General features: G+C 45.6%; 6 protein-coding genes. All 6 read left to right on the forward strand.

The features are described from left to right. Positions 1-46 precede the first annotated feature (46 nt). The 6 genes from gltB to FTV48_RS02900 all read left to right on the forward strand — a co-directional run bounded on the left by gltB (position 47) and on the right by FTV48_RS02900 (position 9,163). Positions 47-4,522 carry a glutamate synthase large subunit gene (gltB, locus tag FTV48_RS02875; RefSeq protein WP_179999327.1) on the forward strand — a complete coding sequence of 1,492 codons (4,476 nt, stop codon included), beginning with the start codon at positions 47-49 and terminating at the stop codon, positions 4,520-4,522. A 73-nt stretch (positions 4,523-4,595) separates the two neighbouring features. Next, positions 4,596-6,017, forward strand: coding sequence for an FAD-dependent oxidoreductase (locus tag FTV48_RS02880; protein WP_179999329.1), 1,422 nt, complete (start codon positions 4,596-4,598; stop codon positions 6,015-6,017). A gap of 183 nt (positions 6,018-6,200) precedes the next feature. After that, a complete protein-coding gene (locus FTV48_RS02885; RefSeq protein WP_179999331.1) occupies positions 6,201-6,791 on the forward strand; it encodes a LemA family protein in 591 nt (196 codons plus the stop codon). Positions 6,792-6,823: 32 nt separating this feature from the next. Continuing rightward, positions 6,824-7,873, forward strand: a complete 1,050-nt coding sequence (locus FTV48_RS02890; RefSeq protein ID WP_179999342.1) for a YgcG family protein — start codon at positions 6,824-6,826, stop codon at positions 7,871-7,873. Continuing rightward, entirely contained in the window at positions 7,867-8,427 is a 561-nt protein-coding gene (locus FTV48_RS02895) for a TPM domain-containing protein (protein WP_179999333.1), read from the forward strand. The genes FTV48_RS02890 and FTV48_RS02895 overlap by 7 nt, the downstream gene beginning before the upstream one ends. A gap of 211 nt (positions 8,428-8,638) precedes the next feature. Beyond that, the gene (locus tag FTV48_RS02900) at positions 8,639-9,163 is read left to right on the forward strand and encodes a pilin (protein ID WP_179999335.1); all 525 of its coding nucleotides are present in this window, start codon (positions 8,639-8,641) and stop codon (positions 9,161-9,163) included. The last annotated feature ends 543 nt before the right edge of the window (positions 9,164-9,706 follow it).

Raw genomic sequence — 9,706 nt, forward strand, 5'->3', positions numbered from 1 at the left:
TTTAACAGCCTATTGAGGCTTCGTGAAAGAAGGGTACGCTATGCACATGCCATCGCCTAATAATGTAGCTCCCGCTCAAGGTTTATACCAACCGGATGAGTTTAAAGATAACTGTGGTTTCGGTTTAATCGCCCATATGCAGGGTGATGCAAGCCATGATCTCGTCAAGACCGCGATTCATAGTCTGAGTTGTATGACCCACCGTGGTGGTATTGCCGCGGATGGTAAGACTGGGGATGGTTGTGGCCTGCTTTTGGCGATGCCGAAAAAGTTCTTTCGTGAAGAAGCAAAACGCTTAAGTGATACAACTTTAAGTGAAGTCTTTGCTGTCGGTTCGGTGTTCCTAAATCTTGATCCTGCGCTTGCTGCACATGCCAAACAGGTTTTAAACAAAGAAATTGAAGCTGAAGGTCTCATTGTTCTGGCTTGGCGTGTGATTCCAACCCATGTCGATGCACTGGGTGAAATTGCCTTGCAATCGATGCCGGCATTTGAACAGATTATTGTCAATTGCCCGATGGGCGTGACCGAGGTTGAATTTAACCGTAAGTTATTCCTGGCGCGTCGTCGTGCAGAACAATTGCTGCTGAATGACACCTCATTCTATGTCACCACCTTATGTTCAACGGTCATCAGCTATAAAGGCTTGATGATGCCGGAAGCGATTGCAGACTTTTATACCGATCTGGCTGATGAACGTCTAGAATCACATATCGTGGTGTTCCATCAGCGTTTCTCGACCAATACTTTGCCACGCTGGCCGTTGGCACAGCCGTTCCGTTATCTGGCGCACAATGGTGAAATCAACACCATTACGGCCAACCGTAACTGGGCCATGGCGCGTGTGCCAAAATTTGAAAATCCGTTATTGCCGAGTTTAACTGAACTGAAACCGATTGTGAATCGTACCGGTTCGGATTCTTCAAGCCTGGATAATATGCTGGAGATTCTGGTCGGTGGTGGTATGGATCTGTTCCGTGCCTTACGTATGCTGGTTCCGCCTGCGTGGCAGAACGTGGAAACGCTTGATGCGGACTTGCGTGCTTTCTATGAATTTAACTCAAAACATATGGAAGCCTGGGATGGCCCGGCAGGTCTGGTGATTCAGGATGGCCGTCATGCGATTTGTATGCTGGATCGTAACGGTCTGCGTCCGGCACGTTGGGTGATTACCAAAAATGGTTATATCACGCTAGCGTCGGAAATTGGGGTCTGGGGTTATCAACCTGAAGATGTGATTTCTAAAGGACGTGTTGGCCCCGGCCAAATGCTGGTGATCGATACGCAAACCGGCAAGATACTGGATACGCAAGATGTGAATCATCATCTAAAACGTATGCGTCCATACCGTGAATGGTTACGTGAAAATTCTGTGCGTTTGCAAGGTAGCCCCGAGCTGGAAGAATATTTATGTGATCAAGGCTTAAAAGGCGATGGCCTGAAAGCGGCACAGAAAATGTTCATGGTAACCTTTGAAGAACGTGACCAGTTATTGCGTCCAATCGCGGAAAGTGGTCAGGAAGCTGTGGGATCGATGGGCGATGATACGCCCATGGCAGTATTGTCACGTCAGGTGCGCCATGTGTCGGATTATTTCCGTCAGCAGTTTGCGCAGGTGACCAACCCGCCAATTGATCCACTGCGTGAATCGATCGTGATGTCACTGGAAACCTGTTTAGGCCGTGAACAAAACGTGTTTGAACAGGGGCCTGAACATGCTGACCGTCTGATTATTTCCAGTCCGGTCCTTTCAAACTCGAAAATGCATCAAATCCGTACCTTGGGGCGTAAAGGTTACGAAATTGCTGACATTGACCTGAACTATACTGAAACTGAAGGTTTACAAGCCGCAATTCTGCGTATTTGCATCGAGGCTGCACAAGCGATTCGTGATGGCAAAACTTTACTGATGCTTTCAGACAAGAAAATCCGTGAAGGCCACTTGCCAGCCAATGCCTTTATGGTGACCGGTGCGGTGCATCATTACTTGATTAATACCGGTTTGCGTACCGATGCCAACCTGATTGTTGAAACCGGTTTTGCCCGTGATCCACATCAGTTCGCAGTGCTTCTCGGCTTTGGCGCAACCGCGATTTATCCATATCTGGCTTATGACGTGATCAATGATCTGGTCGCCAAAGGCGAGCTCTTGGGTGATCCAATCTATGCACAAAACAATTTCCGTAAAGGCATTGAGAAAGGCTTACTCAAAGTTCTATCGAAAATGGGAATTTCGACGGTAGCCTCTTACCGTGGCGGTCAGTTATTTGAAGCAGTCGGTCTGTCGAATGAAGTGGTTGATACATGCTTCATTGGTGTGCCGAGTCGTATTCAGGGTGCGACCTTTGTTGACCTTGAAAATGACCAGAAACAGTTGGCCGATCTTGCCTGGAAAAACCGTAAACCCATTGATCAGGGTGGTTTGCTGAAGTTTGTCTTTGGTAAGGAATATCATGCCTTTAATCCGGATGTAATCAACTCGCTGCATAAAGCAGTGCGTTCGGGTAATTATTCCGACTTTAAAGAATATGCCGAACTGGTGAATAACCGTCCGATTGCCACCATTCGTGACCTGTTCAAACTGAAAACTGATAATTCGATTCCAGTGGATCAAGTGGAATCGGTGGAAGAAATCCTGCCGCGCTTTGACTCTGCTGGTATGTCTTTGGGTGCATTGTCGCCGGAAGCACATGAAGCGATTGCGATTGCCATGAACACCATCGGTGGTCGCTCGAACTCAGGCGAGGGCGGTGAAGATCCAGCGCGTTACGGCACCATCCGTAACTCGAAAATCAAACAAATTGCATCGGGCCGATTTGGTGTGACGCCTGCGTATTTAACATCGGCAGAAGTCCTGCAAATTAAAGTCGCGCAAGGTGCAAAACCAGGTGAAGGTGGTCAGTTGCCGGGTGGTAAAGTGAATGGTCTGATTGCCCGTTTACGTTACTCTGTACCGGGTGTCACGCTTATTTCGCCACCTCCGCATCATGACATCTATTCAATCGAAGATTTATCACAGTTGATCTTTGATTTAAAACAGGTTAACCCACAGGCGATGGTGTCCGTTAAGCTGGTTTCTGAACCCGGTGTCGGGACGATTGCGGCAGGTGTAGCAAAAGCCTATGCCGATTTCATTACCATTTCAGGTTATGACGGTGGTACAGCGGCTTCGCCACTTTCTTCAATTCATCATGCAGGTTCACCGTGGGAGCTGGGTCTTTCTGAGGCGCATCAAGCGCTTCGTGTCAACGACCTGCGTGGAAAGGTTCGCGTACAAACCGATGGTGGTTTAAAAACCGGTCTGGATGTGGTCAAAGCCGCGATTTTAGGGGCTGAAAGCTTTGGCTTTGGTTCAACGCCAATGATTGCACTCGGTTGTAAATACCTGCGTATTTGCCATTTAAATAACTGTGCAACCGGTGTGGCAACCCAGCAAGACCATTTGCGTCAAGAGCATTATATTGGCGAGCCACAAATGCTGATTAATTTCTTCACTTTTATTGCTGAAGAAACCCGTGAATGGTTGGCAGCACTGGGTGTATCGCATCTAAAAGACCTGATTGGCCGGACAGATTTATTAGAAGTCTTGCCGGGTGAGACCGCCAAGCATGCGCATCTTGATTTAAGTAAATTACTGGAATCCCATCCTGCTGCGGAAGGTAAAGCGCAGTATTGCCAAGTTCAAGGCAATGCGCCATTTGATAAAGGGATTCTGGCAGAGAAAATGGTGGCGGAAATCCTGCCTGCGATTGAAGCCGGAACAGGCGGTGAGTATCACTTCTCGATTGGTAACTGTGACCGTTCGATTGGTGCGCGTTTATCCGGTGAAATTGCCCGCCGTTATGGCAACCTGAGCATGGAAAATCATCCGGTGAAAGTACACCTGAACGGTACTGCAGGTCAGTCGCTCGGTGTCTGGAACGCCGGTGGTCTGCACATCAGCCTTGAAGGCGATGCCAATGACTATGTCGGTAAAGGCATGGCCGGTGGTCGCATTTCGATCTTCCCGCCAAAAGGTTCACCATTCCAGACCCAAAATACCGCGATCATTGGTAACACCTGTCTCTATGGTGCCACTGGCGGTAAGTTATATGCAGCGGGTACGGCAGGCGAGCGTTTCGCGGTGCGTAACTCGGGCGCATTTGCGGTCATCGAAGGTGCCGGCGATCACTGCTGTGAATATATGACCGGTGGGATCGTGACCGTACTGGGTAAAGTCGGACACAACTTCGGTGCGGGTATGACCGGTGGTTTTGCTTATGTACTTGATCTGGATAATGACTTCGTTGATCATTATAACCATGAACTGATTGAGCTGAATCGTATTTCCACCGAAGCGATGGAAGAGCACAAAGCCTTTCTGGGTCGTATCCTGGATGAACATATTAAAGAAACCGGTAGTGCTTGGGCGTACAAGATCCGCCACGAGTTTGATTTCTACAGCCGCAAGTTCTGGTTGGTAAAACCGAAAGCAGCCAACTTGCAAACGCTGTTAAAAACAACTCAAGCTGATCCACAATAATTCCACGACGAACAGATATAAAGCCAGATGTAAGGCAACTGTGAACCCCTTACATCTAGCCACGGAGAGAGACATGGCAGAACGCCTGAGTAATGACTTTCAATTTCTGGATGTCGCACGCCAAGATCCAGAGAAAAAAGAGCTTGATGTCCGCAAAGCAGAATTTGTGGAAATTTATAAACCGTTTACTGCGGAAATCGCTGCCAATCAGACCCATCGTTGTCTCGGTTGTGGTAACCCGTATTGTGAATGGAAATGTCCGGTACATAACTACATTCCGAACTGGTTGAAACTGGTGGCTGAAGGACGTCTGTTCCAGGCAGCGGAACTGTGCCACCAGACCAATACCTTGCCGGAAGTCTGTGGTCGTGTTTGTCCGCAAGACCGTTTATGTGAAGGAGCTTGTACCCTGAACGACGGTTTCGGTGCAGTCACCATTGGCAATGCTGAAAAATATATCAATGACACCGCCTTTGCTTTGGGCTGGCGTCCGGATATGTCTAATGTGAAGTGGACCAATAAAAAAGTCGCGATTATTGGTGCAGGTCCTGCCGGACTTGGCTGTGCGGATATTTTGGTTCGTGCCGGCGTAAAGCCAGTCGTGTTTGACAAACGTCCGGAAATTGGTGGTCTTTTAACATTTGGTATTCCAGAATTTAAAATGGAAAAAGATGTGATGAAACGCCGCCGTGAAATTTTCACCGGCATGGGCGTGGAATTCCGTCTCAACACTGAAATTGGCACCGATGTCACGATTGACCAGTTACTTAATGATTATGATGCGGTATTCATGGGCATGGGCACCTATACCTACATGAAAGGTGGTTTTGCCGGCGAAGACCTGGATGGTGTTGTTGATGCACTGGACTTCCTGATTGCCAATGTCAACCGTACTCAAGGCTGGGAAAAAGATCCGGCTGAATATATCAGCGTACAAGGCAAAAAAGTCATTGTGCTGGGCGGTGGTGATACAGCGATGGACTGTAACCGGACTTCGATTCGTCAAGGTGCTGAGACAGTAACTTGTGCTTATCGTCGTGATGAAGAAAACATGCCGGGTTCACGTCGTGAAGTACAAAATGCACGTGAAGAAGGGGTAGAATTTCAATTCAACCGTCAGCCAATCGAGATTGTTGGTGAAAATGGCAAAGTGACTGGGGTGAAATTTATTACTACTCAGCTAGGTGAGCCAGATAGCCGTGGTCGCCGTAGTCCAGAGCCGATTCCGGGTTCAGAAGAAATTCTTCCGGCGGATGCAGTCCTGCTTGCTTTCGGTTTCCGTACTAGTCCAGCAGATTGGTTCACCGATGTAGAAATTAATCTGGATGGTTCAGGTCGTGTCGTTGCTGCTGAACAACAGCAATATAAGTTCCAGACTTCAAATCCAAAAATCTTTGCCGGTGGTGACATGGTGCGCGGTTCTGACCTGGTGGTTACTGCGATCTGGGAAGGCCGTCAGGCTGCAGAAGGAATTCTGGATTATCTGAATATCTAATCGTTAACCAGCAACGCATATTATTCAAGAAAACCCGCTTCGGCGGGTTTTTTGTTTTTAAGTCTGATCCAACTGAAAGACAGTCCATTAAAAAAGATTATAAAAAGTAACAAAACTTTAGAAAATACTGTTTAAAATCAAATTAATTAAATAAATATCAATAAATAATTGAGGATAAACATCATGCGTCTATTAAAACAATCTTTAATAACCCTGATGCTGGCCAGTACCTTGACCCTCACAGGATGTGGCTATAACACTTTGCAGGTGAAAGATGAGGCGGTAACTGCTTCATGGTCTGAAGTGCAAAACCAGTATCAGCGCCGTGCCGACTTGGTACCGAATCTGGTCAACGTGGTCAAAGGCTATGCTGCGCATGAAGAACAGGTATTAACCGAAGTCACTCAAGCACGTGCCAATGTCGCCGGTCTGAAAGTAGATCGAGAAGTGCTGGAAGATCCTGAATTATTCCAGCGTTATCAGGAAGCGCAGTCGCAAATGACTAGTGCCTTGTCGCGTCTTTTGGCGGTGACTGAAAATTATCCAGACCTGAAAGCCAATCAGCAGTTCCGTGATTTACAGGTACAGCTCGAAGGCACTGAAAATAGAATCGCCGTGGCACGTAACCGTTATATCACCACGGTTCAGGACTTTAATGGCTATGCGCGTCAATTCCCGCAAGTGATGACGGCAAAGGTGATTGGGATGGACACTAAACCAAACTTTAGTGCCGAGCAAAGTGCACAGAAAGCCCCGACAGTTTCATTTGATTAAGATCAAATTTTGCAAAAGAGAGAGTGGCTGCAATGAGGCATAATCTGGCGGCAAAATTCTGTGCCGGTTTGTTGATCAGTTTAAGTGCAAGTCTGAACAATCTGGCCTGGAGTGAGACCGCGACAGCAACCGATACAGAAGAAGTCATTGTGGCGCGCGAAATATTACAAAAGCCGGCTGTGACTAATTCTCAAACAGCTCCAACGGATACCGAAGTAACACCAGCCCAGCAGCCACAAATTGCCAATGATATGGCTGAAGGCCAGATACAGCGTGATTTACCCAGTCTGAATGAACCGGTGATTGATCAGGCGAATTTACTTAGTCCAGCTGAAAAACAGGCGATTAGTCAACGCATTTTAAACTTGCATAATGCCGGTAAAGGCCAGATTGGTGTCGTGATTGTTCCGACCACGGGGCAGGAAGATATTTTTGATTATTCCATGCGCGTGGCTGACGCCTGGCAGCTCGGTTCAGCCAAACGCGATAATGGTTTATTGATGACGATTGCCATCAATGATCGCCGTATTCAGATCCTGACCGGTTATGGTCTGGAAGGTGTACTGCCCGATATCGTGGCAGGCCGGATTATCAATGACAAGATCACGCCGTATTTTAAACAGGCTCAATATGCTCAGGGGATCGACTCAGGACTGGCTGAAATAGAACGGATTTTAAATCTTGATCCTGAAATTGCAGCACAGGCAGCTGATGAACTAAAAGAGCGTCAGGAACAGGCTTATCAGGCACAAAAAGCCAGTAAGGCAACGTTCAGTAGCGTGCTGTTTATTATTGTGGCTGGTGTCGTCGGCTCCATGATTTTTGGCAGAAAACTCAGCGCTGCAACTGCCGCAGTTGCAGGCACAGCTGCCGGTCTGGTCAATGGCATGGGTTTAATTGCCAGTTTAATGATTGGTGCTGGGGTATTCTTTTTACTGGTCACCTCGCTTGCACAGTTGATTTTACATGCCTTTATGGCAGGTGGTGGCCGTGGCGGTAGTGGTCGTGGTGGTTTTGGGGGCGGCGGCTTCGGCGGTGGCGGTGGTGGATTTGGTGGGGGAGGAGCATCAGGCTCATGGTAACAACGACAGATACGACAGAAATTGTCACGCGACCGAAGCTGGAAGAGCATGCGCAGCCGAGCTTTAAGCGCTGGCTCAAGCATTTCTTTTATATGCCGGCAACCAAGCGTTTTTTTTCCAAGCAGGATCAGCATGCGATTGCAGTGGCGGTGGAAGAAGCTGAGCATGGGCATGTGGGGGAGATTCAGGTGGTGATTGAAGGCTGTCTGCCTTCACGATCTGCCTATTATCAGGATACTTTATGTCGTGCTCGACAGTTATTTGCTGAACTTGGGGTTTGGGATACTGAATATAATAGTGGGGTATTACTCTATTTGAACCTCTGCGAGCATAAGGTTGAAATTGTGATTGATCGGGGAATTAAAAATGCAACGACCCAGCAAGTCTGGGATGAAATCTGTCAAAGCATTATTCAAAATCTGGTTCAGCAGAGGTTTAAAGAAGGTGTCATTGAAGGTGTAAAACAGATTGGAGAAGTATTGGATCAATACTATGATCGGGAAATAACAGATTTAGAAAATGAGTTAGGGAATAAACCGATTATCCTGGGGTGATTTTAGTCAACTAACTGACAATTTTTGTCAGTTAGTTGCACAAAATAAAACACTATAGTTACAAAAATAAAAATATTTTTTTAAAGTGCTGTTTTTTCTCTCAATTTTATTATAATAAAACTTGGCACGCTTAGTGCTAAATATAAAATTAAGCTAAATGAGCTTTTTCTTTAGGCTTATAAATAAACAAAAAACATTTGTGGAGAATGTTATGAATACAGTACAAAAGGGTTTTACCCTTATTGAATTAATGATTGTTGTAGCAATTATCGGTATTTTGGCTGCAGTTGCGATTCCTGCTTATCAAAACTATACAGTACGTGCAAAAGTAACTGAAATGGTTACAGCTGGTTCAAGTTCTAAAGCATCTGTATCAGAAGGTTACACTAGCAATGGTATGACGGGTGTTAAAGCAGCTGCTGATTCTTTGGCTGCTGAACAGGCTGCAGGTACAATTGCTTCTAAATATGTCAAATCTGTAGTGATTGAGGATACAACAGGAATTATTACTGTTGAATCGGGAGCTGCTGCAACATCTGGTTTACCTGCGGATGCAGCAGAAAAAACTATTGTATTTACTCCATTTATTAATGCAGTTGCATTAGCGACATCTACTGTTGGTGGAACAATTGATTGGGCTTGTTCATCAACAGCAACAGCAACAGCAACAGCTCGTGGTCTAACAGTAGCCGCTGGTACTATGCCAGATAAATATGTACCTTCTGAATGCCGTTAATTTTTAGTTTTTGACTAGAAGTTAAATAAAAGACTGGTTCGCCAGTCTTTTTTATTTAATTATTTTAAAATAAATAGGAGAAAAAAATAATAAGGAATTATATCTATATCAGGGGCTAAATTTTGAAATTACAACCATTTCTGAAGCCAATTCTGTTGAAGGTAGTGACTTAATTGTTGTTTTAAAACATAGTGAAAAACTATTAGAGTTTTATCATGCTCACTTTGAAGTTGTAGGAGATTTTAAAACCAAAATAAAGCTGATTTAGAAGATCTTTTGTATAACATTGCAAAATCTAAAATTAAATCAAGGTTTCTTGAAAAGGTAAGTACACAGTAGTAAGGTTGTAATTTGGTCATGTCTAAACGTCTTAAATTTTTTCTAAGTCATTTATCGCTTTCATTTGTTATCTCTCTCATTGTGGTTGGTGATAATATCAGACTTAAAAGCGATTATCTGAAGAACCCTTCAATGTGGGTTGAAGAGCCTTAGCTTAATCGCTTTGAAATGCTTATTGGAGAGATGCTTATGTATAAAGAGCCT

Source organism: Acinetobacter sp. YH18001 (genome assembly GCF_013416975.1).
Classification (GTDB): domain Bacteria; phylum Pseudomonadota; class Gammaproteobacteria; order Pseudomonadales; family Moraxellaceae; genus Acinetobacter; species Acinetobacter pseudolwoffii.

Coding starts and splice junctions, on each gene's coding strand:
- FTV48_RS02895 (WP_179999333.1), top strand. CDS start 7,867: ATGGTAACAACGACAGATACGACAGAAATTGTCACGCGACCGAAGCTG.
- FTV48_RS02885 (WP_179999331.1), top strand. CDS start 6,201: ATGCGTCTATTAAAACAATCTTTAATAACCCTGATGCTGGCCAGTACC.
- FTV48_RS02900 (WP_179999335.1), top strand. CDS start 8,639: ATGAATACAGTACAAAAGGGTTTTACCCTTATTGAATTAATGATTGTT.
- FTV48_RS02890 (WP_179999342.1), top strand. CDS start 6,824: ATGAGGCATAATCTGGCGGCAAAATTCTGTGCCGGTTTGTTGATCAGT.
- gltB (WP_179999327.1), top strand. CDS start 47: ATGCCATCGCCTAATAATGTAGCTCCCGCTCAAGGTTTATACCAACCG.
- FTV48_RS02880 (WP_179999329.1), top strand. CDS start 4,596: ATGGCAGAACGCCTGAGTAATGACTTTCAATTTCTGGATGTCGCACGC.